Source organism: Actinoallomurus oryzae (assembly GCF_039541955.1).
Taxonomy (GTDB): domain Bacteria; phylum Actinomycetota; class Actinomycetes; order Streptosporangiales; family Streptosporangiaceae; genus Actinoallomurus; species Actinoallomurus oryzae.
On the sequence record NZ_BAABHF010000017.1, the window covers coordinates 142,135 to 168,101 of the forward strand.

Sequence of the window (25,967 nt, forward strand, 5' to 3'; positions counted from 1 at the left end):
CTCTCAGCGCGCCCTTGAGGCCCCGGCGCGCCAGCAGCGGCGGGCGCAGGCCCCGGGCGATCTCCTGGAGTTCGGTGAGCGCGGCGGACAGGTCCCGGGCGGTGTCGGACAGGTGCCGCCTGGCCTCCCGTTGGTCGGGCGGAATCTCCGACTCGGCCTCGCGGAGGGGAGCGAGAGTGAGATCAGATGCTGCTGTGGCCCGTCGTGCAGATCGCGCTCGATACGGCGCCGCGTGGCGTCGGCCGTGGTGACAAGCCGAGCACGCGAGGCGACGAGCTCCGTGCGGGTCTCGGCCTGGGTGATCGCGCAGGACAGCAGTTCCACGAACCTGTCCATGCGCTCCTCGGTGTCGTCGGGCAGCGGTTCGGAGCCGAGGTACAGCGCGTTCATCGTCCCCCAGAGGCGATCGCCACTGATGACCGGGCAGACCACCACCCGGCCGATCCGCTGCTCCTGGAGCCAGTCGGCGAACCGGTCGTCGAAGGACTCGCTCGTCATCTGGACCGGCCGGTGACTCCGCCACACCGCCGCCGAAGCGGCGTCGTGCCCGACCGGCCATCGCCCGCCGAACGGAACCTTGACGGCAGGTGAGCCGGGAGCACGCCACAGCGTGACCACCGACTCCGTCTGATCCGACTCGTACCGTTTGATCGCGGTGTAGTCGGCGTTCAGCAAGGAGCCGAGCTCTCCCGCGGCGGCCTTGAAGATCACTGACGGGGAGGCGCCACGCGCCACCAAGGTCGCGACATGCTGCAGCGCGCCCCGCTCATCCGCGAGCCGGCGGACCTCGCCGCAGCCGACCGGCAGAGCCCGCGCCGCGGTGTTCAGCGATCTCCACAGACCTCGCAGGCGGCGAATCACGTGCTTCGCGCCGCAGCCGCCGCCCGGGGGAACAAGAGCCATCGATCCACTGCTTGCCCCAGTTGACCAGGCGATACCGGATAACTCCTCAGTACGACTCTACGGGTGCCAGGCGGCCGCGGACAGAGCCCGCGCGGCGGCCGGCCGGGCGCGTACGGCCATGGCGGCCACCAGGAGTCACCGGTCTAACCGACGTAACCGTCCACCGCGTCGCTGTCGATCTTGAGCTTCACACCGCCGTGCTTCTCCACGTGGTCGCCGCGGAACTGTTTGATGCGGCGGTGGTCCGCCCACCACTCGTCGCGCATGAGCCGGTCGCCCCACACGTTCGGTTTGCGGTCCCAGTGGGCGAACCAGACGGCCTCGGGGCGGCTGATGCCGTCCGCCTCGGCCACGTCGCGGATGCCCGACGCCACACTGCTGTACAGCCCCGGGACGTACTCCAGTGCCCGCACGCCCTTGGTCCACGAGTCCACGAACGTCAGCACCGCCTGCCGGCACCAGGATCTGCGTCCGTACGCCTCCAGGTCCATGTAGATCGGCGACCCGGGCGGCAGGCCGAGGGCGGCGGCACGGTGCGTCGCGTCCACGGCCGAGAGCTGGCCGGCCAGGGCGGCGGTCGACGGAGAGAAACGCGGCCGGGAGGAGGTGCACGGCGCCTGCGGGCCGACGTACGTCGGTATCAGACGCCAGCCCATCGCCCGTACGGCCCTGACCCAGCGGCGGGACAGCCGCCCGTCCGGGCACGCGCGTGCCGGGCCGCCGATGTAGATGTTGGCCGCGACGAAGTCGTCACGCCAGGCGCGCATCGCGGCCAGCGACGGCGCCGAGCAGGTGTCGAAGCCCGCGCCCGTCACCCACCGGCGGCGGTCGCCGCTGCGCCGCTCCCCGGCGGCGCCGGCGAGCGGGCCCGGGCCGGATGCCGCCGGGGTGATCCCCGCGATCAGACGGCGCAGCTCCCCCGCGCCGGGTCCGGCGCCGTACGAGCCGGTGATCAGCACCCCGGCGCCGGGGACGGCCGCGCGGATCTCCCCCGCCGCCGTGTCGGTCACCGTCACGGCGGGCATTCCGGCCACGGACGAGGGCGGGACGGCGCTGATCATGCCCGTGGCGAACGCGGACGTCTGCTCGGTGAGCGGTTCGACGTGCAGGGCCTCCGTACGGCCGACGACGTGCGCCGGGCAGAACTGGTTCGTCCCCGCCGGTCCGAGGTAGAGCGCGTGCCGGTCGAAGCGCACGCACTCGGTGGAGCGGGGGCCGAGGCGGTACACGGGCCAGCCGGCGGGCACGCTGATCCGCAGGCCCTGGTAGTCGACGGTCGTGTCCGCGTGGGCCGCGGGTGTCGGGACGAGCGCTGCCAGAAGGCAGGCGAGCAGGCCGGCACGTCGCATCGCGTCTCCCCGTGGTCGTCGTCCCGGCCATGATCGGCATGGGAGGCAACGGAAGACGGGAGCGCGCGGCGTACTTGTGCGGTCTTTCGGGCGGACTCGCCCGGCTCTTTACCCGGCGCGCGCGGCTCGGCCGCTGCTACGCTCCCGCTTCACAACGGCGGGGAGGCCGATGATGAATGACCTGCAGGTCGCCATCGTGGGGGCGTGGGGCGTGATCCTCGTCATCACCCAGGTGCGTTCGCTCGGCCGGCGGCCACTCCGCGCGCCCCGCCAGGAGACCGTGCAGGCCGTGGTCGGCACCGGCCTGGGACTCGTCTTCGCGGCCCTGGCCGTCCTCCATTTCACCGGCATCCACCGCCAGAAGGACGTCCACGTTCTCGGCGGCTTCATCGTCCTGCTCATCGTGCTGTCGCTGGTGGGGCTGTGGCAGCGACGGGCCGGATCGAACAAACGGATATAGCGCCTATTCGGCGAGCCGCTCCTCCGGCGTGGCCGGCTCGACGATCTCGTACGCGCCCGCCTCGTCGATGGCGAGCCGGGACAGCGGGATGAGCGCCAGGCGTACCTCGTAGTCGCCCAGGGCCCGGCGGTAGAAGCCCGCGCCCTCCCAGTCGGTCACCATCGCCCACAGCTCGGGGTCGTCGACGGCACGGGCGAGCCGCCCGGACAGGTGACCCGGACTGCCCTCGATGGCCTGGAGCACGCCCCGGGCCGTACGGACGAACAGGTCGGTCTCGGCCGAGGGCACGCGATAACGGGTGATGGCCAGCACCCGTCCATGATGCCGGACCCGTGGCGGCGCCCACACCGGTGACCTGGATACGACACCATGGAGGGGTGTCGTCCAAATCCTCGATCCGCCGGCAGAGCGCCGTCTTCCTCGTCTATGTGCACCAGCTGCCGCGGTGGGTGCCGCTGGTACTGCTTCCGGCGCTGCTGATCGCCGGCCTGGCGCTGCCCGGCGTGCCCGGCGCGGTGGCGCTGATGCTGCTCGCGCTCGTCGTCTGGTTCCTGTTCATGGCCTCACCGACGCGCAACGCCGCTCACCGCGTGATCCGGTTCGCCGTGCCGCTGGTCCTGCTCGCCATCGGGATCGCCAAACTGGTCTCCTGACGACATGGCGTGATTTTGACAATCATTTTCATGTTCACCCATACTTGTTCGGTGCGTTCCCGAATCCTGCCCTTGGTGCTCGCCGCGCTGCTCATGGCCGGCGCGTGCGGGGCGAGGGCGGGCACCGGTGGGAGGCCGCGGCTGACCGCGGCGTTCTATCCGCTCGCGTGGCTGGCGACGCAGGTCGCCGGTCCCGGCTTCTACGTCGAGAACCTCACCAAACCGGGCGCCGAGCCGCACGACCTGGAGCTGACGCCCCGGCAGGTGATCGACGTAGGCGAGTCCAAGCTGACCTTCTATGTCAAGGGCGTGCAGCCGGCCGTGGACAAGGCCGTGCGCCAGCACGCCAAGAACCACGGGCTCGACGCCGAGTCCGTGGTCACGACCCTGCCCGCGCCGCGGGACGAGGCGAACGACGGCGCCGTCGACCCGCACCTGTGGCTCGACCCGTCCCGGTTCGCGACCGTGGCGACCGCGCTCGGCGAACGGCTGGCCCGGATCGACGACGAGAACGCCGCCGGCTACCGCGCCCGCGCCGCCCAGGTCGTGACCCGGCTGAACGCCCTGGACGCCGAGTTCCGCACCGGGCTGCGCGGCTGCGCGCGCAAGGAGATCGTCACGGGCCACGCCGCCTTCGGCTACCTGGCCGCGCGCTACGGGCTCACGCAGGTCGGCGTGGCGGGGCTGGACCCGCAGGCCGAGCCGTCGCCGCAGCGCATCGCCGAGATGACCGGCCTGATCCGCCGCACCGGCGCGACCACGGTGTTCACCGAGACGCTGGCCAGTCCGAAGACCGCCGACACGCTCGCGCGTGAGGCCGGGGTGCGCACCGAGGTGCTCGATCCGGTCGAGGGAGTCCGGCCGGGCTCCCACGACGACTACTTCTCGATCATGCGTCGCGACCTCGCGACGCTCCGAACCGCTCTGGGGTGTTCATGATGGCGACCCCGTTCTCCCTGACCGGCGGCGAGGTGCGGTACGACCGCCGTCCCGTGCTGCGCGGCATCGACCTGACCGTACGTGCCGGCGAGGTCGTCGCGGTCATGGGCTCGAACGGCTCCGGCAAGTCGACGCTGATCCGCGCGCTGCTCGGGCTGATCCCGCTGTCCGCCGGGCGGGCCGAGCTGTACGGCGTGCCGCCGGGCAGGTTCCGCGACTGGAAGCGCATCGGGTACGTCCCGCAGCGCCTGTCGATCGGCGGCGGGGTGCCCGCCACCGTACGCGAGGTCGTGGCCTCCGGCCGGATCGCGCGGCAGTCGCGGCTGCGCCCGTCCTCGGCCGCCGACCGCCGCGCGGTGGACCGGGCGCTTTCGGCCGTCGGCATGGCCGACCGGGCCCGCGACCCCGCCCAGGAGCTGTCCGGCGGCCAGCAGCAGCGCGTGCTGATCGCCCGGGCCCTGGCCGGCGAACCGGACGCCTTCGTCATGGACGAGCCGACGGCCGGCGTCGACGCCCGCAGCCAGGAGACCCTGGCCGGCACCCTGCGCGATCTGGTCGGGCAGGGCCGTACGGTCGTGCTCGTCGCACACGAGCTGGGGCCGCTGGAGCCGCTGATCACCCGGTCGGTCGTACTCGAGGCGGGCCGGATCGTCCACGAGGGCGTCCCGCCGATCCCGCAGGGCGAGTGCGCGCTGCCCGGCCACGACCACGTCCATCCGCACGCCTCCGCGTCCGAACCCCGGCTCCTGTCATGATCGAACTCCTGTCGTACGACTTCCTACGCCGAGCGCTGGTCGCGGCCGTGCTCGTCGGCATCGCCGCCCCGGCCGTCGGCACGTTCATCGTGCAGCGGCGCCTGGCGCTGCTCGGCGACGGCATCGGCCACATCGCCCTCACCGGTGTCGGCCTCGGCCTGCTGACGCGCAGCTCCCCCACGATCCTGGCGCTGGTCATCTCCGCGCTGGGCGCGGTCGCGATCGAGCTGCTGCGGGTGCGCACCCGCACCGGCGGCGACGTGGCGCTCGCGCTGCTGTTCTACGGCGGGCTGGCCGGCGGCGTGCTGTTCGCCAACCTGTCCGGCGGGAGCGCGAACCTCAACAGCTACCTGTTCGGGTCGATCAGCAGCGTCAGCCCCGGCGACCTGTGGGTCGTGGCGGGGCTGGCCGTCGCGGTCGTCGTCATCCTGGCCGTCTTCGGTCGCGAGCTGTTCGTGCTGTGCCAGGACGAGGAGGTCGCGCGGGCGAGCGGCCTGCCGGTGCGGTTCCTGTCGCTGCTGATCGCGGTGACGGCCGCGCTGACGGTGGTCGTGGCGATGCGCGCGGTCGGCCTGCTGCTGGTCAGCGCGCTGATGGTGGTGCCGGTCGCCGCCGCGCAGCAGCTCACCCGCGGATTCCGCGCGACGATCGGGGTGGCCGTCGTGGTCGGCGTCGTCGCCGCCGTCGGCGGCCTGTGGGTTTCGGTGGACGTCGACATCGCCCCAGGCCCCACGATCGTCCTTTTGGCGATGGCCGTCTTCCTCGGCGCCGTCGGGGCTGGAAGACTGATCCGTATGCGCCGTACGGGAACGCCATGACGGGCCGACGGGACGACGTACGCCGCGCGCTGTCCACCACCGAGGCCTTCCGCAGCGCGCAGGACATCTACGCCGACCTGCGTGCGTCGGGCTCACGCATCGGCCTGACCACGGTGTACCGCGCGCTCCAGGTGCTCAGCGACTCCGGCGAGGTGGACGTGCTGCGCACCGACGAGGGCGAGGCGGTCTACCGGGCGTGCCGGACGGACGAGCACCACCACCACCTGGTCTGCCGCGTCTGCGGCCGTACGGTGGAGATCGAGGGCCCGGCGGTGGAGAAGTGGGCCGAGGCGATCGGCGCCGAGCACGGGTTCCGCGACGTCACTCACACGGTCGAGGTCTTCGGCACCTGCTCGGACCACTGACCCGGCGGCGGCGCCGCCCTCCCGACGTGGCGACTCGTTGCTTCACGGAGACGAGAGGGCCGCAGGGCCGTCGACGCTGACGAAGGTCAGGGCCGGAGACGTTCCCCGTCTCCGGCCGGGGTCAGCACGTCGAAGGTGGCCTCGGGACGGTCGCGGTCGGTGTACAGGCGCCAGGCCTCGTCGGCGATCAGGTCCGGGTCCAGGGACGCGACCTCGCCGGGGCCGCCCGGCTGCGACGTCACCAGCCTGTGGATGTCGCCGCGTTCGATCAGGCCTCCGATGGTGAGGGTGCCCGCGTACACCCCGCTGCCGGCCAGGCCGGCGTTCAGGGTGAGGGCGTAGTTGCGCAGGGCCGCCGAGGCGAGCGCCAGGGCGCCCAGGGCCGGCAGTGGCACCACCGCGCTCAGGCCGCCGGCGAACAGCAGCCCGCCCTCGCGCCGCTCGGTCATGCCCGGCAGCACCTTCTCCACCACGTCGACGGCAGGGTAGACCGCGCTCATCGACTCTCGTACGGCGTCGGAGCCGATCCGGTCGATCGGCACCGGCCGAGCCGACGGGTCGACCGCGCCCGGGCCGTAGTAGACCACGTCGACGCTCCCGTGGCGGTCCGCGATCGTGTCGAGGACGGACCAGAGGCGGTCACGGTCGCGGACGTCGGCGGTCAGGGCGGACGCCTCGACGCCCGCGTCCGCCAGGGCGGAGAGGTAACCGCCGTGGCGGGAGCCGCTGCGGGACACCAGGGCCACGGCGTAGCCCTCCCGGCCGAACCGGTGCGCGATCGACATCCCCAGACCCGGCCCCACGCCCAGGACGACGACGGTCTTCTTCATGGCACATCCCTCCAGAGCACTAACTTGAGGAGGTCCTCAACTTTCTGGGAACGCTAGCATAGAAGTTGAGGCAACCTTCGAGTTAGCGACAGAGCAGGGAACAGAGCAGGGATATGCCGCCCCAAGCCAGGCGTCTACGGGCGGACGCCGCGCGCAACCGCGACAAGCTGCTGGCCTCCGCCGTTCACGTCTTCGGTGAACGCGGCCTGGACGCGCCGCTGGAAGAGATCGCCCGCCAGGCGAAGGTCAGCATCGGCACGCTCTACAACCACTTCCCGACGCGGCAGGACCTCTTCGACGCGATCCTGCCCGAGCGGCTCGCGGCCCTGGAGCGGATCACCACCGAGGCCCTCGCCGACCCGGACCCCTGGGACGGTTTCGTCCGGTTCCTGAGTGGGCTGTTCGAGCTCCAGGCACGCGACCACGGGCTCAACGACGCGCTGGCCCGGCGGTTTCCCGATGACTCGGCGGTCGGCGCGGCGTGCCGGAGCGGGTTCGCCCAGGCGGAGCTCCTCATCGAGCGAGCGCGGCAGAGCGGACGGCTGCGCGCCGACTTCGAGACACGCGACCTCATCACCCTGATGTGGGCGATGTCCCAGGTGATCCGGGAGTCGATGGAGGTCGCTCCACAGACGTGGCGCCGCCACCTGGCCTTCGTCGTCGACGGACTGCGGGCCGAGGCGGCCCACCCGATCGAGACGCCGCCCCTGACGGACGGCCAGCTGGAGAAGCTCATACGAGGCCGGTGACGCACGGTGGCGTCCCGGCCTCGGTCAAGCGATCAGGCGATCATGCGGCAGGGCGCAGATCGTCCTTCGTCAGCCTTTCGATCTCTTCCGGAGTGGCAATACGCCGGTAGGTCCACGGCTGTACCGGGACGGGCTGACGACGGATGCGAGCGAAAACACGACGCAGTTGAGACATAGCATTATCCAGCAAGGTCGAGCCGGAAGGATTACACCTTATTATCGCACGTCACTTGCGGTTCCCCTGTCATTGGGGGGCGTGTTGCGCGGGCCATTTCCGCCATTGACGAGCGATGGTCTCCCGCCACGGTAACGAGCGAGCCCGGCGGGGAATTCCCACGCCACGCCGCAATCCCCGAAAGCCTTCGCCGGAGGACGCCGCCCTCTACGGCACGGCGGCGAGCGACCGGCCCGCGCCGGCCACCGCGACGGCTCCAGCACACCCGGTCACCCTCGGCACGCTCCACACGAGCCCTGTCGCCGCCCTGGCCGCGCCACCGCGCGTGCACGCCGGCACCCGGGAGCACGCCGGCACCCGGGACGCTCGCGCCGACCAGTGCGGGCCGCCTCGCACGCCGAACACCCCCACCCCGACCGGCCAAGCCACGCCGCCAGCCGTACGGGCGCCCCGCCGCGCCGGACGCTTGCGCTGATCGGTGCGGGTCCAGGCACGGTCTTCCCGCTCGTACGGCGGGTCGTCGGTCGCCTTCGGACGAGTCGGCGAGCGGCTCGTCCCAATCCCCGGACCGCGGTGGCGCTAATCACTGGCTGGCTGTACAGTCAACGCTCCCTCTAAGCGAATGAATGGAGCACGCACATGGCCGCACGTGACTGGGCCGTCAAGAAGGCCGCTTCGAAGATCCTCGGTCCGGACGAGAGGCTCGTGGCGAGCTGCATGGCCAACCTCCCGGGCACGCTGAAGCGTGAGGGCTACTACGCGGCGCTGCAGAACGTCGTCGGCATCCGTTTCGTGGACGTGGCGGCGGACGGCGGGCTGCCGCCCAAGATGAACCTCGCGGTCACCGACCGGCGGGTGCTGCTGTTCGAGCAGTCGGCGCTCGGGCGGGCCAAGGACCTCGTCGCCGAGATCCCGATCGCCCAAGTCGCCGAGGCGCGGATGCTGGAGTCCGGCCGCGCGCAGGTGTCCGTCAAGGTGTACAACTTCGCCATCACGTTCCAGGGCGGTGTCGACCTGGAGCTGGAGTCGGCCGACAAGGGCGGCGTCAACAACGTCGTCGGCGCCATCAACGGCCGGGTCCGAGCCTGACCGGTGCGCCTTCGTGGCGGCAGGCGAGGACAATGGGGACTGTCATCGATCTGTCGGGGGTTCGCTTGTCGCCACGTTCGGCTCAGGTCAACCGCGAAATGCGTGAACAGTCACAGCAGCGGATCCTGGAAGCGGCCCTGCTGGCATTCGCCGAGCGCGGGTACGAGGGCACCACGATCGCCCAGATCGCCGAGCGGGCCGGTGTCGCCCGCGGCCTGGTGTCGTACTACTTCCCGGCCAAGGAGAAGCTGCTCCAGGCACTGCTCGGCCAGGCGCTCGACGGCATCCTGGCGCTGACCGACCCGGCCGAGGGTGAGGACACCCCCGACCTGCGGCTCGCCGGCATCATCGACCGCACGCTGGGCTCGGCGGCGAACACCATCGGCGTGCAGCGGCTCGTGCTCTGCCTCATGCTCCAGCCCGGCACGCGCGAGATATTCGTCGGCGTCGAGGCCGCCAAGGCCGACGCGGTCGAGAAGTTCGAGCGCCGGCTCCAGGAGATCTTCGCCGCGCGCGGGGCCGAGGACCCCGCCTTGGAGGAGGTGCTGTTCCGCAGCGTGCTCGAAGGCGTCATCTTCAAGCTCGCGGTCTACCCCGAGACGTATCCGCTCGCCGCCGTCCGGCATCGCCTGCTGACGATGTACGGCCTGCCGGCCGGCGACCCGCCCGACGAACCCGTACGCCCGCTCCGGTCTACGTGACCCTCGCGGTCACCTCGTTGGGGATGGCGAGACGCGTACGATCGCACGCACCCCAGTGCCGCGACAGGCGGTCCTCGCTTCCCGGGCGGGCAACGTGTACCTCAAGGTCCACGGAGTGTGGCCCGCGTAGGTCCCGGATCGCCGGCGAAGGGGGCCGTCGGCCCGGCTACTTGGCCCCCGCGGCCACCTCGTTGGGGATCGCTCCTCCGAACCTCCGGTCGCGGCGGGCGTACTCTTCGCACGCCCGCCAGAAGTTCCGGCGGTCGTAGTCCGGCCAGAGCACGTCCTGGTAGACGAACTCCGCGTACGCCGACTGCCAGACCATGAAGTTGGAGCTGCGCAGCTCCCCCGACGGACGCAGGAACAGGTCGACCTCGGGTATCTCGGGCCGGTAGAGGTAACGCTGGAAGACCTTTTCGTTGATCTTGTCGGGGCGCAGCTTGCCGGCCTGCACGTCGCGGGCGATCGCCGCCGCCGCGTCGGCGATCTCGGCCCGGCCGCCGTAGTTCACGCAGAACTGCAGGGTCAGGACGTTGTTGTGCTCGGTCATCCGCTCGGCGTCCTCGAGCTCCTTGATGACGCTGCGCCAGAGCTTCGGCCGGCGGCCCGCCCACCGCACGCGTACGCCCATCGCGTGGAGCTGGTCGCGGCGACGCCGGATGACGTCACGGTTGAACCCCATCAGGAAGCGCACCTCGTCCGGCGAACGCCGCCAGTTCTCGGTGGAGAACGCGTACGCCGACAGGTACGGCACGCCCAACTCGATCGCCCCCATGATCACATCGAAGAGGGCGTACTCCCCCATCTTGTGACCCTCCGTGCGCGCCAGCCCGCGCTCTTTGGCCCAGCGACCGTTGCCGTCCATGACGATGGCGACATGATTGGGGATCAAATCTTTGGGCAGCTCCGGCGGTCGCGCTCCGCTCTCGTGCGGCTCCGGCGGCTGTACGGCCCTCATGATGTGGTGTTTCTCCTATTCGATGACAACATCCCGCAGCGGCGCCTCCCGCTCGGGCCCTCTGGTCGCGCTCGGCTTCTCACTCACTCCGCGGCCGGTCTCGTCCCTCAACCGGCCACTCCGTTCGCTCGGCGCCTCCCGCTCGACGTGGCGGAGGGAGCGGATGCCGTGTTCCAGGTGCCATTGGAGGTAGGCGGCGACGAGGCCGCTGCACTCTACCCGGTGGCGGGATTCGCTCGCGTCGGCGCGGTCCCAGTCGCCGCGCAGCAGCGCGATCATCAGTCCGACCGTCGCCTCCGCCGGGCTGGCCGAGCCCGGTGGCCGGCAGGATCCGCAGACCATGCCGCCCGAGGCGATCGCGAACGCCCGGCCCGTACGCTCTCCGCAGCGCGCGCACTCCTCCAGCGCCGGCGCGTACCCCGCGATGGCGAGGGAGCGCAGGAAGAACGCGTCGAGGACCAGTCGCGGGTCGTGCCCGCCCTCGACGAGCGTGCGCAGCCCGCCGATGACCAGGAGGAACTGCCGCAGCGCCGGTTCTTTCTCGACCGGCGTGAGCTTCTCGGCGGTCTCCAGCATCGCGGTGCCCGCGGTGTAGCGCGGATAGTCGACGGCGAGGCGCTCGCCGTACGGCCGCAGCGTCTCGGCCTGCGTGACGAGGTCGAGGGAGCGGCGTTCGTACAGCTGAAGGTCGACGTGGGTGAAGGGCTCCAGCCGCGCGCCGAACCGCGACTTGGTCTTGCGCACGCCCTTGGCGGCGGCGCGGACCCGGCCGCTGCGCCGCGTGAGGATCGTCACGATGCGGTCGGCCTCGCCCAGCTTCTGGGTGCGGAGCACGACGCCCTCGTCACGATAGAGACTCACCCGCCCATTGTCCCGCAGAACCCGTATGGGGCGGCACGGAACCCGCTACGGTCCATGATCGTTGACATGACGCCCGAACACCGAGGGCCCGACCTAGAGCCGAACTCTCAGGAGAGTCAGTGACCTGCTTCTTCGACGCTTCCCACGGCCCGGCCACGCAGGACATCACGTGGACGCCGCAGTGGGGTACGCCCCGCCCGGTACGCTCGTGCGTCGCGTGCGCGCAGCGCTGGATGCAGTACGTCCAGGGTCAGAGCGGGTATCCGCAGCCCGGTTATCCACAGCAGGGCTATCCGCAGCCCGGCTACCCGCAACCGGACTACGGTTACCCGCAGTACGAGCAACCGCACCAGCGGCATCAGTACGGCCTGGGCACCGTGGCCGCCGCGGGCGCGGCCGGCTTCGTCGGCGGCATGGTCGTCAACGAGCTGCTCGACGACGACCACGAACACGAGCACGTCGAGGTCGTCGAGCACGTGGTCGAGGTCGATCACGTCGAGGACTACGGCGACTACAACGGCGACTGGTAAGAACCTTCAGCCACAGACTCTTTGTAGTTGATAATTAACAAGCAGTGACCACATGCGGCCGGGTGGACAGTGGTGTGGATCACATTCATCGTGCAAATGTGCATTCATGAGATGCACGATCGTCCCACCACACGTCCTCCGCCATGTCGCGGACCAGCACGGTGACGAGATGGTCCGCGAGCTCGTCCAGCGGACCCTCACACTCGACCTCGCGAAACGCGACACGCGAAGCGCCGCGCAGCTGATCGCCCAGCCGCCCAAGGCCACCGCGCCGGCCACGGCGAACCGCACGATCCACGACGCCGGGCACAAAGAGGCCCTGCCCGGCCCGACGGTGCGGTCCGAGGGCGGCCCGGCGACGGGCGATCAGGCGGCCGACCAGATCTACGACTGGCTCGGCGTCACCTTCGACTTCTACAGCACCGCGTACGCCCGCAACTCCATCGACGGTGCCGGCCTGCCGCTGGTCGCCTCGGTTCACTACGGCGTCGACTACGACAACGCCTTCTGGGACGGCTCCCAGATGGTGTACGGCGACGGCGATCAGCAGATCTTCACGACCTTCACCGGCCCGCTCGACGTGACCGGGCACGAGCTGACGCACGGTGTCACGCAGTACTCCGGCGGCCTGGCGTACGAGGGCCAGAGCGGCGCGCTCAACGAGTCGCTGTCCGACGTGTTCGGCTCGCTCGTCAAGCAGTACCACCTCGGCCAGACCGCCGAGCAGGCCGACTGGCTCATCGGCCAGGGCATGTTCGCCTCCCAGGTGAACGGCGTCGCGCTGCGCTCGATGAAGGCGCCCGGCACGGCGTACGACGACCCGAACCTCGGCAAGGACCCGCAGCCCGCGGAAATGGCGCACTACGTCGACACCGACAGCGACAACGGCGGGGTGCACATCAACTCCGGCATCCCCAACCGCGCGTTCTACCTGGCCGCGACCTCCATCGGCGGCCACGCGTGGGAAAAGGCGGGACGGATCTGGTACGACACCATCACCAGTAAAAAGGTGCCTACAACGGCGGACTTCGCGACATTTGCCAGCATGACCTATGCGACCGCGGGCAAGCTGTTCGGTGTGAAGAGCACCGAGAGCGACGCGGTCCGCGAAGCCTGGACGACGGTCGGCGTGAAGGTCACATGAGGGTGGCCGTCACCCGCAGTGGTGGGTTCGCCGGACTGGTCCGCCGTGCCGAGGTCGATTCGGCGGACCACCCGGCGGTGGCCGGACTCATCGACAACGTCTCCCTGGACGAGATCCCCCAGCACCGCCCCCAGCCCGACCGGTACGTCTATGAGATCCAGATCGGCGACCACTCCGCCCAGGTCGGCGAGGCCGACCTCCACGGTCCCCTGCGCGAGCTGGTGGACCACGTCATGACCCACGGCAGCTGATCCCACCCCGGCCCGTACGCCGCGGTCGGCCGGTCACGGTTCGAAGGACGCCGTCACCGCCGCCGCCATGGCGGGATCGTCCACCAGAAGGATGAGCCGGTGGTCGTGGTCGGAGTACTGCGCCTCGATGTTCACTCCGGCGTCGGCGAGGGCACGCGTGATCGCCCCGAGCTGCCCGGGCCGATCCTGGTCGAGCCGGCGGACCAGCACGGGCCGGCAGTCCCTCACCCCGATTCCGGCGGCCCGCAGCGCGGAGGACGCCGCCTCGCCGTCCTGGAAGAGAAAGTGCGCGACGGCACGGCCGTCGACGGTGAACACGCCACCGCCTTCGATACTGATCCCCGCGGCGCCCAGCGTCTCGGCCATGGCCGCGAGAGCACCGGGCCGATCGTCCAGTTCGAGCGTCAGATCGTGCAACGTCCCTCCTCCCGGTCGTGGACGCGGCGGCTGTCGCCGGGCGCCTGCTCACGGTCGGCCGGGCCGTAGTCGCGGATCACCTCGGCCATCCGGAGCCGGTAGCCCGTGAAGAACCGGTGCCGGCCGAGGGCCTGGGCGCGCCGGTGCTCCGGGGCGTTCCGCCAGGCGGCGACCGCCGCCTCGTCCCGGAAATAGCCGATGGCGACGAAGCTGCGCGGCTCCCGGTCGCTGGTGTACCGCTCGACGCCCTCGAAGCCGTCGATCGAGGGCAGCAGTTCCCGCAGCCTCGCCGACTCCGCCAGGTACTCCTGGTAGGCGGCGTCATCGTCCGGATCGAACCGGTACTCGAAAATCATCGCGATCACGTCGCGACGTTAACGCGAGAATGTTTCGCCGCTCGTCGAACAATGCCGGACGGCGGCTCTCGTCATCCCGGAAAACCGCCGCCGCGGGCCCTCACGGTGGAGGCGGCCCGCGGCGGCTCGGTCGCCCGGGTCAGCGCAGCGCGCGGTTGACCGCCGACAGCACGGCCTTCAGCGAGGCGGTGACGGTGTTGGCGTCGATGCCGATGCCCCACAGCACCCGCTCGCCGACCTGGCACTCGACGTACGCCGCGGCCCGGGCGTCGCTGCCCTCCGACAGCGCGTGCTCGGCGTAGTCCAGCACCCGGGCGTGGACGCCGATCGTGGCCAGGGCGTTCACGAACGCCGAGATCGGGCCGTTGCCGATGCCCTCGATCTCACGGATCTCCCCGTCGACGCGGACGTCGACGTTGAGCATGTCCTTCTCGTCGACCCGTGACACCGCGCGGTGCGCGAGGAGCCCGACCTTCGGCCCGTTCGTCAGGAACTCGGCCTCGAAGATCGACCACATCTCCTCGGGCGTGACCTCGCCGCCCTCGCCGTCGGTGTGCTCCTGCACGACGCGGGAGAACTCGATCTGCAGCTTGCGCGGCAGGTCGAGGGAGTGCTCGGTCTTCATGATGTACGCGACGCCGCCCTTGCCGGACTGGCTGTTCACCCGGATCACGGCCTCGTACGAGCGGCCGACGTCCTTGGGGTCGATCGGCAGGTACGGCAGCGCCCAGCGGTACTCGCCGACCGGCACGCCCGCCTGCGCGGCGTCGCGCTCCAGGGCGTCGAAGCCCTTCTTGATCGCGTCCTGGTGCGAGCCGGAGAAGGACGTGTAGACCAGGTCGCCGGCGTACGGATGGCGCTCGTGCACCGGGAGCTGGTTGCAGTACTCCACGGTGCGGCGGATGCCGTCGATGTCGGAGAAGTCGATCTCCGGGTCGATGCCCTGGGAGAAGAGGTTCATGCCCAGCGTGACGAGGCAGACGTTGCCGGTGCGCTCGCCGTTGCCGAACAGGCAGCCCTCGACCCGGTCGGCGCCGGCCATCATCGCGAGCTCGGCCGACGCCACGGCGGTGCCCCGGTCGTTGTGCGGGTGCACCGACAGGGCCACGTGCTCACGCCGGGACAGGTTGCGGCTCATCCACTCGATCTGGTCGGCGTAGACGTTGGGCGTGGAGCGCTCGATCGTCGAGGGCAGGTTGAGCACGATCTCCCGGTCGGGCCCCGGCTGCCAGACGTCCATGACCGCCTCGCAGACCTCCAGCGCGAAGTCCAGCTCGGTGTCGATGAAGATCTCCGGGCTGTACTGGTAGCCGAAGTCGCAGTCGCCGAGGTACTGCTCGGCGAACTTCATGACGTGCTGGGTGCCCTCCACGGCGAGGGCCTTGCACTCGGCCCGGTCGATGCCGAACACCACGCGGCGGAACAGCGGCGCGGTCGCGTTGTACAGGTGGACGGTCGCGCGCGGCGCCCCGGCCAGCGACTGGACGGTCCGCTCGATCAGCTCCTCACGAGCCTGGGTGAGGACGGAGATCTGTACGTCGTCGGGGACGCGGTCCTCTTCGATGAGCTGGCGGATGAAGTCGAAGTCGGTCTGGCTGGCCGCCGGGAACCCGACCTCGATCTCCTTGTAGCCCATGCGCACGAGCAGCTCGAACATGGCCAGCTTGCGCGCGGAGCTCATCGGGTCGATCAGCGCCTGGTTGCCGTCGCGCAGGTCGGTGGACAGCCAGCGCGGCGCCTTGGTGACCGTCCTGCCCGGCCAGGCGCGATCCGGCAGATCGACCGTGGGGAAGGAGGTGTAGCGCCCGAAGGGCATGGGACTGGGCTTTTGACGATGCATGGTAAAGGGTGCTCCCGGGAGAAGTGCCTGCGGCCGACGATCACGCCGAAGCCCCGCGACGAGGGAGCCGACCTTTTACAGGCCCCCGTCGCGGCCGCTAAGGAGGAGCAGCTCACGCAGCACGTCGCCCAAGCTAACAGACGACACCCGCGCCGTCACAATCGGATCCCAACAGTTGAGACGGATGTGGCTCCGGCCGCCCGCCGGTGTTCAGGGGTGCGGCGCGGTGCGCCCGCCGTACCCGAGGGCCCGGCGGAAGGGCAGTGCGAGGAGGAGCACGACGGCGACCAGCACGCCGCCGGCCCAGACGGGTCCCCGCTCGCCCAGCGACGTGGTCAGCGTGGCCCCGGCGATCACGGGTCCGGCGGCGGCCCCGACGTTGAGAGCGGCGGTGGCGTAGGAGCCCGCCATGGTCGGCGCTCCCGCCGCCTCGTACAGCACGCGGGCGACCAGCGTGCTCCCGACGCCGAAGGAGAGCGCGCCCTGGGTGAAGGCGAGCACCAGCACGGCGACCGGGTGCGGCGCGGTGAGGCCGAGGGCGACCCAGCCGCCGAGCAGCAGCGGCCCGCCGGCCAGGACGACGACGGCAGGCCGCCGGTCGGACAACCGCCCGGCGACGGTGACGCCGGCGAAGGACCCCAGGCCGAACAGCACCAGCACGACGGGGACCCACAGCGGAGCCAGCGCGGCGACCCCGGTGACGATCGGATCGAGGAAGGTGAAGGTGCCGAACGTCGCGGCGTTGACCAGCGCGCCCAGCAGCAGGGCCAGGGCCAGTCGCGGACGCCGCAGCTCGGTGAGTTCGCGCCGCAGGCCCGGTGCCGCGTCCTGCCGCCCGGGACCGGCGGGGACGCCACGCGCGATGCCGAGCGCCGCGGGCAGGCACAACAGCGCGACCGCCCAGAAGGCGGCGCGCCAGCCGAACATTGTCCCCAGCAGCGCCCCGCCGGGTACCCCGGCGATGGTGGCGACCGTGGTGCCGCCCAGCAGGACGGCCAGGGCCCGGCCCTTCCGGCCGGAGGGGACCAGGTCGGCGGCCGTCGTCAGCGCGACCGCCAGGAAGCCGGCGTTGGCGAGCGCCGCGATCACCCGGGTGGCGAGGAGCACCGTGAAATCGCCGGTGGCGGCGCCGACGACGTGCGCGGCGAGGAAGAGACCGAGAAGGCCCAGCAGGGCCGGCCGCCGCGGCCACCGGCGCGCGAGCCCGGCCGTGAGCGGGGCGCCGACGACCATTCCGACCGCGAAGGCCGAGGTGAGCAGCCCCGCCGTGGCGATCGTAACGCCGAGGTCGGCGGCGATGTCCGGCAGCAGGCCGGCGAGCATGAACTCCGACGTGCCCATGGCGAAGACCGCCACGGCGAGAAGGTAGAGAGCCAGAGGCATCGAGCGACTCCGAGGTGAGGAGAGATCGTAAGGAGACGTCTCGTCACCGCGGTCAGCGCCCCGGCCGTGCCCGTCCGACGCCGGCGTGCGGCGGGACAGGACCGTGCGAAGGTTCGGCGGGGATCAGGGGGCTGACGGGTGACCGAAAGCCCCCACCCTGGATGCCTCTGGGCTCGACATGGCAGGCACGGTAGCTCAGGCGCGCCGCTCCGCGCACCCCGGTTTTCCGGGGATCAGGACGCTCAGGCAGGTGACGCAGCCCTCGAGCTTCTCGAACTCGCCGATGTCGACCACCGTCACGTCGTAGCCCTCGGCGGCGAGCTGTTCGGCCGTGCGCGGGGCGGAGGCACCGACCAGCACCTGCTTCTCCCCCAGCACCACGACGTGCGCACCCGCCGGCTCCTGGGCCACGCGCAGGTACGGCAGGGCCGAGGTGTCGACCAGATCGGGGACGCCGATGAGCGACCCGTCCGGCAGCGCCGTCATCGCGCTCTTCAGGTGCAGGCAGTCGTTCAGCGCCACCGGCACCAGGCGGCGCCCGCGCGTGGCCACCTGCCGGGTCAGCTGACAGATGGCGTCTTCGTTCGTACGGGCCGAACGCCCGGCGTAGACGGTGTTGCCGACCTGCAGCACGTCGCCGCCGTCGAGAAAGCCCTCATCGATCCGGGTGACCTCCAGGCCCAGCCCGGTGACCGTGCCCTCCATGGACGGGATCTCCCCCGCGCGTTCGGGCACCCGGGGCCGGCCGAGCACGGCCAGGTCGTCGCAGACCACCACGGTGTCCTCGACGAACACCCCGTCGGGCAGGTCGTCGGCCGGCGGCAGCCAGCGCACCCGCCAGCCCGCGGACTCCAGCGCCGCGACGTACGCCTCGTGCTGGGACACCGCGAGCGCCGCGTCGACCGGCCTGCGCTCGAGGTGCGTGACGATGCCGTCTCCGAGATTGGGGCTCGGTCGGCGTACCAGCGCGGTGCGCTCACTCATGAGCGCCCCCGCGCGCGGACGGGCGCGACGCCGTGGCGCTCACTCGCGCGCCGCCCCCTCGGTCGTGCTGATCACGCCGACGGCGTGCGCGGGCGTCATACCGAGCCGGCCCGCGACCGCGTGCAGCGCCTGGCGCTCGCCGGCGCCGATCGCGCCGTCGGCGAGCGCGACGCGGACGACCTGGGCGAGGAACCATTCGCGTGCCTCGGTGGTGAGCTGGGCGCCCGCCTGGGCGATCACCTCGTCGGTGCCGTCCGGCCGCTCCTCCAGGTCGGCGGCCAGCGTCTCGTCGTCGAAGTCGGCCATGCCGTACCCGCGGACGGCCTCGACGGCACGGGTACGCGCGGCGGAGTCGGCCGGGTCGCCCGCCACCAGCACCGCGCCCACCGCGGCGCGCATCGCCATCGGCAGAGCCGCCGCCATCTGCTGCGCGGTGGGCAGGCGCAGTACGTCGAGGTTGAAGCGGCCACGGCACGTGCCGCACTCGATGACCTCGCCGACGTGGTTCAGCGGGATGACCGGGATGAAGAAGAGCGTGAACCAGCGGCGGGCGACCCGCTGCCGGTAGTGCCGGTCGCCCCCGCAGTTGGGGCAATGGAAGTCGCCCTGGCCGATGGTCCGGAAGAACACCGAGAGCCCGAAGATCAGCAACACGGAGGGTCTCCTTCTCTAGGCAAGGCGCCCGCTGGTATCGATCCTGCCGTATCCGTCCGCCGGGCCGGAACCGTTCGCCGATTCCGCCCTCCCGAAGGATAGGTGGCCGGAACAGGTCCCTCGTCCCTTCCTGATCGGCCTAGGACTGTCCAGGCGCCGGGGCGAACTCCTACGCTGCACCGCATGAACCAGCCGTACGACCCCCGCGACGGCGGTGGTCAGCAGCCGTGGGGAGCCCCTCCCCAACAGCCTCCCGGCGGCTACGGCGGCCATCCGCCGCCCCGGCAACAAGGCTATCCCTCACCCTACGGAGCCCCGCCGCAACCGGGTTCCGGAGCGCCCTCCTGGCCTCCCGCCACCCCTGGCCGCAAGGGCTCGCCGCTCGGCATCGGCGTCGCCGTCGCGGGCCTGCTCATGGCCATCGGCACGCTGCTGCCGTGGATCTCGCTGAAACTCCAGATCAGGTCGGCCACCCCCGGCACCCCGCTGAGAAACGACTCCTTCGCCCGTGACCTGACCGGCATCCGCGCCGCCGAGGGCAAGATCGTCATTGCCTGCGCGGTGGCCGTGATCGTCGTCGGCGTCGTGACGATGGCGGCCAACGGACGGCTCGGCCTGATCGCCGACCTGCCCGCGGTGATCGCCATCGTGGTGATCTTCAAGGTGTTCGGCGACAAGGCGAACTTCCAGGGCGAAGCCGTACGGGGCCTGCCGCCCGCCCTGCGGAGCAGCATGCACGTCTCCCTGCAGGCCGGGATCTACCTCTCGCTGGCCGGGGCCATCGCGGTCCTGTGCCTGAGCGGCGTCGCCTTCGCGACGTCTCGGCTGCGATAGCTCAGTCGAACCCGAGGCGACGGAGCTGCTTGGGGTCGCGCTGCCAGTCCTTGGCGACCTTGATCCGCAGGTCGAGGTAGACCTTCGAGCCGAGCAGCGCCTCGATCTGCCGCCGGGCGCGCGTGCCGACGTCCTTCAGCCGCGCGCCCTTGGGGCCGATGACGATGCCCTTCTGGCTGGGCCGCTCGACGTACAGCCAGGCGTGGACGTCGACCAGGTCGTCACGGCCCTCGCGGGGCGCCATCTCCTCCACGACCACCGCGATCGAGTGCGGCAGCTCGTCGCGTACGCCCTCCAGCGCGGCCTCGCGGATCAGCTCGGCCACCATCACCTGCTCCGGCTCGTCGGTCAGCTCGCCCTCGGGGTAGAGCGGCATGCCCTCCGGCAGCCGATCGACCAGCACGTCACCGACCACGTCGAGCTGGAACCCCGACTCGGCCGAGCACGGCACGACGTCGGCCCAATCCCCCAGCCGCGACACCTTGAGCAGCTGCTCGGCGACCTGCTTGCGGCTCGCCAGATCGGTCTTGGTCACCATCGCGACGACCGGCGTGCGCCCCACCTGGGCCAGCTCGGCGGCGATGAACCGGTCGCCCGGCCCCACCTGCTCGTTCGCCGGCACGCAGAAACCGATCACATCGACCTCGCTCAGCGTCGAGCGCACCAGGCTGTCGAGCCGCTCGCCCAGCAGCGTGCGCGGCTTGTGCAGGCCCGGCGTGTCGACGATGACGAGCTGCGCGTCCGGACGGTGCACGATGCCCCGGATCGTCCGCCGCGTCGTCTGCGGCTTGCTGCTCGTGATCGCCACCTTGCTGCCGACGAGAGCGTTCATGAGCGTGGACTTGCCCACGTTGGGGCGGCCGATGAAGCAGGCGAACCCCGACTTGAATCGGGTGCCGGTCTGGGGCGAGGTCACACTGTCGATTGTGGCGTACTCACGGCCGCCGCCGGACCGCATGGCGCCGGACCGCATGACGCCGGTCAGCCCCTCAGCACGGCACGTACGGAGCCGTCCGGCCCGGCCACCAGCACCGGAGCCTTCGGCCCCAGGTCGCGAACGGCGGCGATGTCGGGCGCCTCGTCCTCGGTGACGACGGCGGCGGCCTCGAGGTCCTCCGCGCCGCTGGAGACCGCCATGGCCACGGCGACCTGGAGCGCGGTCAGCTTCAACGAGGGAAGCTCCACCGGCCCGGCCGCGTACGTCCGCCCGGTCTCGTCCCGTACTGCGGCCCCCTCGGCGGCCCCGGCACGGGCCCGCGTCGAACGCGCGAGGGTAATGATCTTCACGTCTTCGGCATCGAGCTCACTCACGCCCGCCAGCGTACGTCGCCTCCGGCCGCGCCCGTCCTCCAGATCCGCCGTCGTGGCCGCGCCCGGCCCGGAACCCGCTCCCTGATCGGCGGTCTTCAAGCCTCGGCGTTCTCGCGGTCGTCGGCCGGCTGCTCCTCATCGTCCTGCGGCAGGCGCTCGACCAGGACGGTGCCGATCTTGTTGCGGCGGCCGGCGAGATTCTCCACGGTCAGCCGCAGGCCGGCGACCGTCGCCTGGGAGCCGGCGATCGGAACGCGGCCGATGGCGTGGGCCAGCAGGCCGCCGACGGTCTCGACGTCGTCCACGTCGATCTCCACGCCGTACAGGTCGGCCAGGTCCTCGACGGGCAGCCGGGAGGTGATCCGCGCCCGCCCGTCGGCCAGGTGCTCGACCGGCGGAGTCTCCTGGTCGTACTCGTCGGTGATCTCACCGACGATCTCCTCGAGGATGTCCTCGATGGTGACCAGCCCCGCGGTCCCCCCGTACTCGTCGATCACCACGGCGCAGTGCGTCTGCCGGGCCTGCATCTCGCGCAGCAGCTCATCGATCGGCTTGCTGTCCGGCACGTACGTCGCCGGGCGCATGATCGACTCGACCCGCTCCACCGACTCGCCGTCGTGGTACTCGTGGCTGCGGCGCACGATGTCCTTCAGGTAGGCGATGCCGACCACGTCGTCCTCGTTCTCGCCCACCACCGGGATGCGGGAGAAGCCGCTGCGCAGCGCCAGCGACAGCGCCTGGCGCAGCGTCTTCTCGCGCTCGATGAAGACCATGTCGGTGCGCGGCACCATCACCTCGCGGACGAGGGTGTCACCCAGCTCGAACACCGAGTGGATCATCTCCCGCTCGTCCGGCTGGATGAGGCGCCGCTGCTCGGCCAGGTCGACCAGGTCCCGCAGCTCCGCCTCGGAGGTGAACGGACCCTCGCGGAAGCCCTTGCCGGGGGTCAGGGCGTTGCCGAGCAGGATGAGCAGCTTCGGCAGCGGCCCCAGCACCCGCGCCAGCGGATGGATCACCGCGGCGCCCACGAGCGCCACCCGGTCGACGTGCTGACGGCCGAGCGTACGCGGGCTGACGCCGACGGCGATGTAACTGACCACGATCATCAGCGCGGCGGCCGTGGCGTACGCCCGCCAGTTCTGGCCGAGCCAGTTCGTGCACACGATGGTGACGATCACGGTCGCGGCCAGCTCGCAGCTGACCCGCAACAGCAGGATGAGGTTCAGGTAACGCGGGGAGTCCGCGACGACCTGCGCCAGCATGCGGGCGTTGTGGCCGTCTTCGCGGACCAGCTCTTCGACGCGGACCCGCGAGATCCGGGCCAACGCCGTCTCGGCACTGGCGAACAGGCCCGCCACCGCCACCAGGGCGGCGGCGAGGATCACCAGCCAGATCATGGGCGCAGTCATGAGGGGGCCTGCGCGCGAGCCTCCCGCCAAGAGGCGAGAAGCTCCGCCTGCAGGCCGAACATCTCCTTGTGCTCCTCGGGCTCGGCATGGTCGTAGCCGAGCAGGTGGAGGATGCCGTGCGTGCACAGCAGGTGCAGCTCGTCCTCCGCGCCGTGGCCGGCCTTGCGGCCCTGCTGAGCCGCGATCACCGGGCAGAGCACGACGTCACCGAGCAGCGCCGGGTCGGCCGGCGCGTCCTCGGTGCCGCCGGACACGTGGCCCGGGCGCAGCTCGTCCATCGGGAAGGCCAGCACGTCCGTCGGACCGGGCTCCCCCATCCACTTCTCGTGCAGCTCGGTCATCGCCGCCTCGTCCACGAGGACGATGGACAGCTCGGCCAGCGGGTGAACGTCCATGCGGTCGAGCACATGCCTCGCCAGAGCGGACAACGTCGTCTCGTCGACGTCCTCACCGGACTCGTTGAGTACTTCGATGCTCATCGGTCGTTCACCCTCCTCACTCGTGCTCATCGTCATCGCCCCCGCTTACGCGGGCCGCGGCCGTCCTGGTTGACCTCGCGCGGCCGGTTCCGCGTGTCGTGGCGGTTGTACGCGTCGACGATCTGGCCCACCAGCTTGTGGCGGACCACGTCCTTACTCGTCAGGGTACGGAAGCTGATGTCGTCGATGCCGTCCAGGATCTCCTGCACGACGCGGAGACCGCTGTCCTGCCCGGACGGCAGGTCGACCTGGGTGACGTCACCGGTCACGACGACCTTCGAACCGAACCCGAGCCGGGTCAGGAACATCTTCATCTGCTCGGGCGAGGTGTTCTGCGCCTCGTCGAGAATGATGAATGAGTCGTTGAGGGTGTTGTGCGTCAGCAGGTGATCCTGGGTGACGTACAGGGAGTCCTCCGCCGCCACCTGGATGCACACGCACTCCTCGCGCCCCGCGGGCTCGATCGAGTCGATGAACCGCATCGGCCGCCCACCACCACCTGCGGCGTGGTACTTCTCGCGTTTGCGGGCGAGACGGAAAGGCTCGACGCCTTCCGGGAGACGAATGTCGACGACATGAGCGTCGCGCCGATAGCCGACATCGCGTCCGTTGGCCCTGCCGGGCCTGCGCCCCTCGGCCAGGCGACGGCGGCTGTACGCCACGCCACCGAGCGACCGCACCAACGCGATGACATCGTCGCGGAGCAGGATCGACGTCGTCGCGAACTGGATGCGGCACGTGCGGTCGGCCTGGGTGACCGGCCCGCCGTCGGTGTCGAGGAGCCCCTGGAGCACCGCGAGGCGGATCTCGGCCGAGTTGTACAGGTAGTCGTCCGGCACGAACTTCGACGCCGATCGCGTGCCGCACAGATCCAGCTCGCGCGCGACCGCGGTCACCGGGTTCGCGGTGGTGATGACCTGTCCGGGCTCGGTAACGCGGTTGAGCACGTAGTCGACGCCGCCCTTGTGGCGGACCTGGACGTCGGGCAGGGCTTCTTGCAGCGCTGCCGCGAGTTCAGGATCGGTCGTGGCAAAGGACGGTGTCGTGGAACCTGTCAGGCAGCCGTCGCCGAGCAGCAGCCCCAGCGCGTACGGGTCCATGGGGACCTCGCGCTCGGGGAAGCGCACCGGGGCCGTGAGCAGCGGCAGCTCGTAGCGCCGGGCATGTGCCGCGCGCAGGTTGCCGATCATCTCCTGGGTCTCCAGGACCCGCCACGGCTTGCCACGACGCTTGTCGGAGGCGGTCCTGACGGTCCACAGGTGCTCGCCGCAGCACAGCGTCCACGCCCCGTCCTGGGCGGTGACGCGGTAGATGTCCTTCTCGCCCTGCGGGTAGACGCCGAGGACCGGGGTCGGCTCGCCGTTCGAGCCGACAACAAGATCACCGACCCGGAGATCGCCGATAGGCCGCCAGCCGTCTGGCGTCAAAACCGGCATAAAGGTCGGTTGGGCACGACCCCGCATATATGCGAGAGGTGCGACTTCGATCGTGCCGGCGGCCATGAGGCGGGGGATCGAGTCCGGGTCGATCATGTCGTGGAGCGCGTCGTACAGCGGGCGCAGGTACGGGTCGATCTTCTCGTACAGCGTGCCGGGCAGGAAGCCCAGGCGTTCGCCCGCCTCGACGGCCGGGCGGGTCAGGATGATGCGGTTGACCTCCTTGGCCTGGAGGGCCTTCACGGCCTTGGCCATGGCCAGGTAGGTCTTGCCCGTGCCCGCCGGGCCGATCGCGAACACGATCGTGTGCTTGTCGATCGCGTCGACGTAGTGCTTCTGGTTGAGCGTCTTCGGCCGGATCGTGCGCCCGCGCGTGGAGAGGATGTCGAGGGTGAGCACCTCGGCGGGGCGTTCGGCGGTCTCGGCGCGGAGCATCGCCACGCTGCGTTCGATCGCGTCGGGCGTGATCGGCGTGCCGGTCTTGAGCAGGTCGAGCAGCTCTTCGAAGAGCTTGGCGACGAGCTCGGTCTCCTCGGCGGGGCCGGTGATCGTGATCTCGTTGCCACGGACGTGGACGTCGCTGGCGAAGGTCTTCTCGACGACGTCGAGAAGCTCGTCGCGCGAGCCGAGCAGGGCGACCATCGAGAGGTCGTCCGGAATCACGATCTTGACTTGCGTGCGCGCGCTGTCCGGTGCGGCGTCAGCGGTGTGAGTTGAATCGGCCATAGGCCCGGCCTTGCGGCCTTTCCGTCCCTGCCTTCCGGTTGTGTGCGGTCCCCGGCTGCGTCGTACTCATGGTACCGGCACGGGGCCAACCATTTTCGGGTCGCTCACCAGCGGTAAGTCACCCGGGCGGCCAGTTGAGGCCGCGCCCGCCGAGCACGTGGGCGTGCACGTGGAAGACGGTTTGGCCCGCTCCAGGGCCGGTGTTGAAGACCACCCGGTAACCGGACTCGGCGACTCCCTCGGCGACCGCCACCTCGTGCGTGCCGCGTACGAGCTCGGCGAGCAGGCCGGCGTCGGAGGAGGCGAGGTCGGCCGCGGTCGGGTGGTGGGCCTTGGGAACCACCAGCACGTGGGTGGGCGCTTGCGGGTTGATGTCGCGAAATGCCAGCGTACGGTCGGTCTCGCGGACCACGGTCGCCGGCACGTCACCAGACACGATCTTGCAGAACAAGCAGTCCTGTTCTGTCACGGAACCCTCCTCACGCCCCATGGGTCTGCGCATGTTATCGCGGTCCAGGGACAGGACCGCCGCCGTCGGAGCCGCGAACGGCCGGCGCCCTCACCACAGGCGGATCCGCGGTGCCGCCCGGCCCGTACGGGACGCGTCT

General features: G+C 70.9%; 30 protein-coding genes and 2 pseudogenes. 13 read left to right on the forward strand and 19 right to left on the reverse strand.

All coding sequences use genetic code 11. The features are described from left to right. Positions 1-3: 3 nt before the first annotated feature. Positions 4-903: a GAF domain-containing protein gene (locus ABEA10_RS13515; protein ID WP_345462615.1), complete on the reverse strand. Its 900-nt coding sequence runs from the start codon at positions 901-903 to the stop codon at positions 4-6. 143 nt (positions 904-1,046) lie between these two features. After that, positions 1,047-2,252, reverse strand: coding sequence for a DUF1906 domain-containing protein (locus ABEA10_RS13520; RefSeq protein ID WP_345462618.1), 1,206 nt, complete (start codon positions 2,250-2,252; stop codon positions 1,047-1,049). Between the two features lie 172 nt (positions 2,253-2,424). On the opposite strand from ABEA10_RS13520, the gene ABEA10_RS13525 reads away from it, so the two are divergent. Further along, the gene (locus tag ABEA10_RS13525) at positions 2,425-2,712 is read left to right on the forward strand and encodes a hypothetical protein (protein WP_345462621.1); all 288 of its coding nucleotides are present in this window, start codon (positions 2,425-2,427) and stop codon (positions 2,710-2,712) included. A gap of 3 nt (positions 2,713-2,715) precedes the next feature. On the opposite strand, the gene ABEA10_RS13530 is transcribed toward ABEA10_RS13525, so the two are convergent. Continuing rightward, positions 2,716-3,024: an antibiotic biosynthesis monooxygenase family protein gene (locus tag ABEA10_RS13530; RefSeq protein ID WP_345462624.1), complete on the reverse strand. Its 309-nt coding sequence runs from the start codon at positions 3,022-3,024 to the stop codon at positions 2,716-2,718. A 65-nt stretch (positions 3,025-3,089) separates the two neighbouring features. Here ABEA10_RS13530 and ABEA10_RS13535 point away from each other — a divergent pair, with 65 nt between their 5' ends. From ABEA10_RS13535 to ABEA10_RS13555, 5 genes are read left to right on the forward strand one after another with little or no spacing between them, the layout of a single operon-like run. Next, the gene (locus ABEA10_RS13535) at positions 3,090-3,365 is read left to right on the forward strand and encodes a DUF6703 family protein (protein ID WP_329257209.1); all 276 of its coding nucleotides are present in this window, start codon (positions 3,090-3,092) and stop codon (positions 3,363-3,365) included. Positions 3,366-3,416: 51 nt separating this feature from the next. Beyond that, the gene (locus ABEA10_RS13540; protein ID WP_345462629.1) at positions 3,417-4,304 is read left to right on the forward strand and encodes a metal ABC transporter substrate-binding protein; all 888 of its coding nucleotides are present in this window, start codon (positions 3,417-3,419) and stop codon (positions 4,302-4,304) included. Continuing rightward, the gene (locus tag ABEA10_RS13545; protein ID WP_345462632.1) at positions 4,301-5,059 is read left to right on the forward strand and encodes a metal ABC transporter ATP-binding protein; all 759 of its coding nucleotides are present in this window, start codon (positions 4,301-4,303) and stop codon (positions 5,057-5,059) included. Before ABEA10_RS13540 ends, ABEA10_RS13545 begins: the two co-directional genes overlap by 4 nt. Further along, entirely contained in the window at positions 5,056-5,877 is an 822-nt protein-coding gene (locus ABEA10_RS13550; RefSeq protein ID WP_329257199.1) for a metal ABC transporter permease, read from the forward strand. Before ABEA10_RS13545 ends, ABEA10_RS13550 begins: the two co-directional genes overlap by 4 nt. Continuing rightward, a complete protein-coding gene (locus tag ABEA10_RS13555) occupies positions 5,874-6,242 on the forward strand; it encodes a Fur family transcriptional regulator (protein WP_345462636.1) in 369 nt (122 codons plus the stop codon). The genes ABEA10_RS13550 and ABEA10_RS13555 overlap by 4 nt, the downstream gene beginning before the upstream one ends. Before the next feature lie 86 nt (positions 6,243-6,328). On the opposite strand, the gene ABEA10_RS13560 is transcribed toward ABEA10_RS13555, so the two are convergent. Further along, positions 6,329-7,072 carry an SDR family NAD(P)-dependent oxidoreductase gene (locus tag ABEA10_RS13560; RefSeq protein ID WP_345462639.1) on the reverse strand — a complete coding sequence of 248 codons (744 nt, stop codon included), beginning with the start codon at positions 7,070-7,072 and terminating at the stop codon, positions 6,329-6,331. Positions 7,073-7,185: 113 nt separating this feature from the next. Between ABEA10_RS13560 and ABEA10_RS13565 the strand changes: the two genes are divergently transcribed. From ABEA10_RS13565 to ABEA10_RS13575, 3 genes are all read left to right on the forward strand, one after another. Then, a complete protein-coding gene (locus ABEA10_RS13565) occupies positions 7,186-7,821 on the forward strand; it encodes a TetR/AcrR family transcriptional regulator (protein WP_345462642.1) in 636 nt (211 codons plus the stop codon). 814 nt (positions 7,822-8,635) lie between these two features. After that, a complete protein-coding gene (locus tag ABEA10_RS13570; RefSeq protein ID WP_329257184.1) occupies positions 8,636-9,085 on the forward strand; it encodes a hypothetical protein in 450 nt (149 codons plus the stop codon). 98 nt (positions 9,086-9,183) lie between these two features. Next, positions 9,184-9,786, forward strand: coding sequence for a TetR/AcrR family transcriptional regulator (locus tag ABEA10_RS13575; protein WP_329257182.1), 603 nt, complete (start codon positions 9,184-9,186; stop codon positions 9,784-9,786). A gap of 166 nt (positions 9,787-9,952) precedes the next feature. Here the strand turns inward: ABEA10_RS13575 and ABEA10_RS13580 are convergent, their stop codons facing one another. Beyond that, positions 9,953-10,744 carry an isoprenyl transferase gene (locus tag ABEA10_RS13580; RefSeq protein ID WP_345462650.1) on the reverse strand — a complete coding sequence of 264 codons (792 nt, stop codon included), beginning with the start codon at positions 10,742-10,744 and terminating at the stop codon, positions 9,953-9,955. 138 nt (positions 10,745-10,882) lie between these two features. Continuing rightward, positions 10,883-11,605: pseudogene (recO, locus tag ABEA10_RS13585) on the reverse strand (DNA repair protein RecO); the annotation flags it as partial. A 119-nt stretch (positions 11,606-11,724) separates the two neighbouring features. Here recO and ABEA10_RS13590 point away from each other — a divergent pair. The 3 genes from ABEA10_RS13590 (at position 11,725) to ABEA10_RS13600 (ending at position 13,530) form a co-directional block, all read left to right on the forward strand. After that, positions 11,725-12,135 carry a hypothetical protein gene (locus ABEA10_RS13590; RefSeq protein ID WP_345462656.1) on the forward strand — a complete coding sequence of 137 codons (411 nt, stop codon included), beginning with the start codon at positions 11,725-11,727 and terminating at the stop codon, positions 12,133-12,135. Positions 12,136-12,241: 106 nt separating this feature from the next. Continuing rightward, positions 12,242-13,279 (forward strand): M4 family metallopeptidase, encoded by a 1,038-nt coding sequence (locus ABEA10_RS13595; protein ID WP_345462659.1) that lies wholly within the window; start codon positions 12,242-12,244, stop codon positions 13,277-13,279. After that, positions 13,276-13,530, forward strand: coding sequence for a protealysin inhibitor emfourin (locus ABEA10_RS13600; protein WP_345462662.1), 255 nt, complete (start codon positions 13,276-13,278; stop codon positions 13,528-13,530). Before ABEA10_RS13595 ends, ABEA10_RS13600 begins: the two co-directional genes overlap by 4 nt. Before the next feature lie 33 nt (positions 13,531-13,563). On the opposite strand, the gene ABEA10_RS13605 is transcribed toward ABEA10_RS13600, so the two are convergent. The 6 genes from ABEA10_RS13605 to ABEA10_RS13630 all read right to left on the reverse strand — a co-directional run bounded on the left by ABEA10_RS13605 (position 13,564) and on the right by ABEA10_RS13630 (position 19,164). After that, positions 13,564-13,947 carry an ACT domain-containing protein gene (locus ABEA10_RS13605; protein ID WP_345462665.1) on the reverse strand — a complete coding sequence of 128 codons (384 nt, stop codon included), beginning with the start codon at positions 13,945-13,947 and terminating at the stop codon, positions 13,564-13,566. Then, positions 13,935-14,303: an antibiotic biosynthesis monooxygenase family protein gene (locus tag ABEA10_RS13610; protein WP_329262375.1), complete on the reverse strand. Its 369-nt coding sequence runs from the start codon at positions 14,301-14,303 to the stop codon at positions 13,935-13,937. The genes ABEA10_RS13605 and ABEA10_RS13610 overlap by 13 nt, the downstream gene beginning before the upstream one ends. Positions 14,304-14,442: 139 nt before the next feature. Next, positions 14,443-16,119, reverse strand: a complete 1,677-nt coding sequence (gene leuA / locus ABEA10_RS13615) for a 2-isopropylmalate synthase (protein ID WP_345462668.1) — start codon at positions 16,117-16,119, stop codon at positions 14,443-14,445. A gap of 234 nt (positions 16,120-16,353) precedes the next feature. Continuing rightward, positions 16,354-17,526: a Cmx/CmrA family chloramphenicol efflux MFS transporter gene (locus ABEA10_RS13620; protein WP_345462671.1), complete on the reverse strand. Its 1,173-nt coding sequence runs from the start codon at positions 17,524-17,526 to the stop codon at positions 16,354-16,356. Positions 17,527-17,721: 195 nt separating this feature from the next. Then, positions 17,722-18,510 carry a dimethylargininase gene (ddaH, locus tag ABEA10_RS13625; RefSeq protein WP_345462674.1) on the reverse strand — a complete coding sequence of 263 codons (789 nt, stop codon included), beginning with the start codon at positions 18,508-18,510 and terminating at the stop codon, positions 17,722-17,724. A 39-nt stretch (positions 18,511-18,549) separates the two neighbouring features. Continuing rightward, positions 18,550-19,164 carry a zinc-ribbon domain-containing protein gene (locus ABEA10_RS13630; RefSeq protein ID WP_345462677.1) on the reverse strand — a complete coding sequence of 205 codons (615 nt, stop codon included), beginning with the start codon at positions 19,162-19,164 and terminating at the stop codon, positions 18,550-18,552. 183 nt (positions 19,165-19,347) lie between these two features. On the opposite strand from ABEA10_RS13630, the gene ABEA10_RS13635 reads away from it, so the two are divergent. Further along, positions 19,348-19,998 carry a hypothetical protein gene (locus ABEA10_RS13635; protein WP_345462680.1) on the forward strand — a complete coding sequence of 217 codons (651 nt, stop codon included), beginning with the start codon at positions 19,348-19,350 and terminating at the stop codon, positions 19,996-19,998. Between the two features lies 1 nt (position 19,999). On the opposite strand, the gene era is transcribed toward ABEA10_RS13635, so the two are convergent. The 7 genes and pseudogenes from era to ABEA10_RS13675 all read right to left on the reverse strand — a co-directional run bounded on the left by era (position 20,000) and on the right by ABEA10_RS13675 (position 25,828). Then, the gene (gene era, locus ABEA10_RS13640) at positions 20,000-20,914 is read right to left on the reverse strand and encodes a GTPase Era (protein WP_345462683.1); all 915 of its coding nucleotides are present in this window, start codon (positions 20,912-20,914) and stop codon (positions 20,000-20,002) included. Positions 20,915-20,979: 65 nt separating this feature from the next. Then, positions 20,980-21,309: a cytidine deaminase gene (locus ABEA10_RS13645; protein WP_345462686.1), complete on the reverse strand. Its 330-nt coding sequence runs from the start codon at positions 21,307-21,309 to the stop codon at positions 20,980-20,982. A gap of 95 nt (positions 21,310-21,404) precedes the next feature. Further along, entirely contained in the window at positions 21,405-22,718 is a 1,314-nt protein-coding gene (locus ABEA10_RS13650) for a hemolysin family protein (protein ID WP_345462689.1), read from the reverse strand. Beyond that, on the reverse strand, positions 22,715-23,197 hold the full coding sequence (gene ybeY / locus ABEA10_RS13655) for an rRNA maturation RNase YbeY (protein ID WP_345462692.1): 483 nt from the start codon (positions 23,195-23,197) through the stop codon (positions 22,715-22,717). Before ybeY ends, ABEA10_RS13650 begins: the two co-directional genes overlap by 4 nt. A gap of 32 nt (positions 23,198-23,229) precedes the next feature. Continuing rightward, positions 23,230-24,729 (reverse strand): PhoH family protein, encoded by a 1,500-nt coding sequence (locus tag ABEA10_RS51515; RefSeq protein ID WP_486303796.1) that lies wholly within the window; start codon positions 24,727-24,729, stop codon positions 23,230-23,232. Then, positions 24,706-25,359 (reverse strand): annotated as a pseudogene (locus ABEA10_RS51520) (PhoH family protein); the annotation flags it as partial. The pseudogene ABEA10_RS51520 and the gene ABEA10_RS51515, both read right to left, overlap by 24 nt. Before the next feature lie 118 nt (positions 25,360-25,477). Further along, positions 25,478-25,828: a histidine triad nucleotide-binding protein gene (locus ABEA10_RS13675; RefSeq protein ID WP_329257135.1), complete on the reverse strand. Its 351-nt coding sequence runs from the start codon at positions 25,826-25,828 to the stop codon at positions 25,478-25,480. Positions 25,829-25,967: the final 139 nt, after the last annotated feature.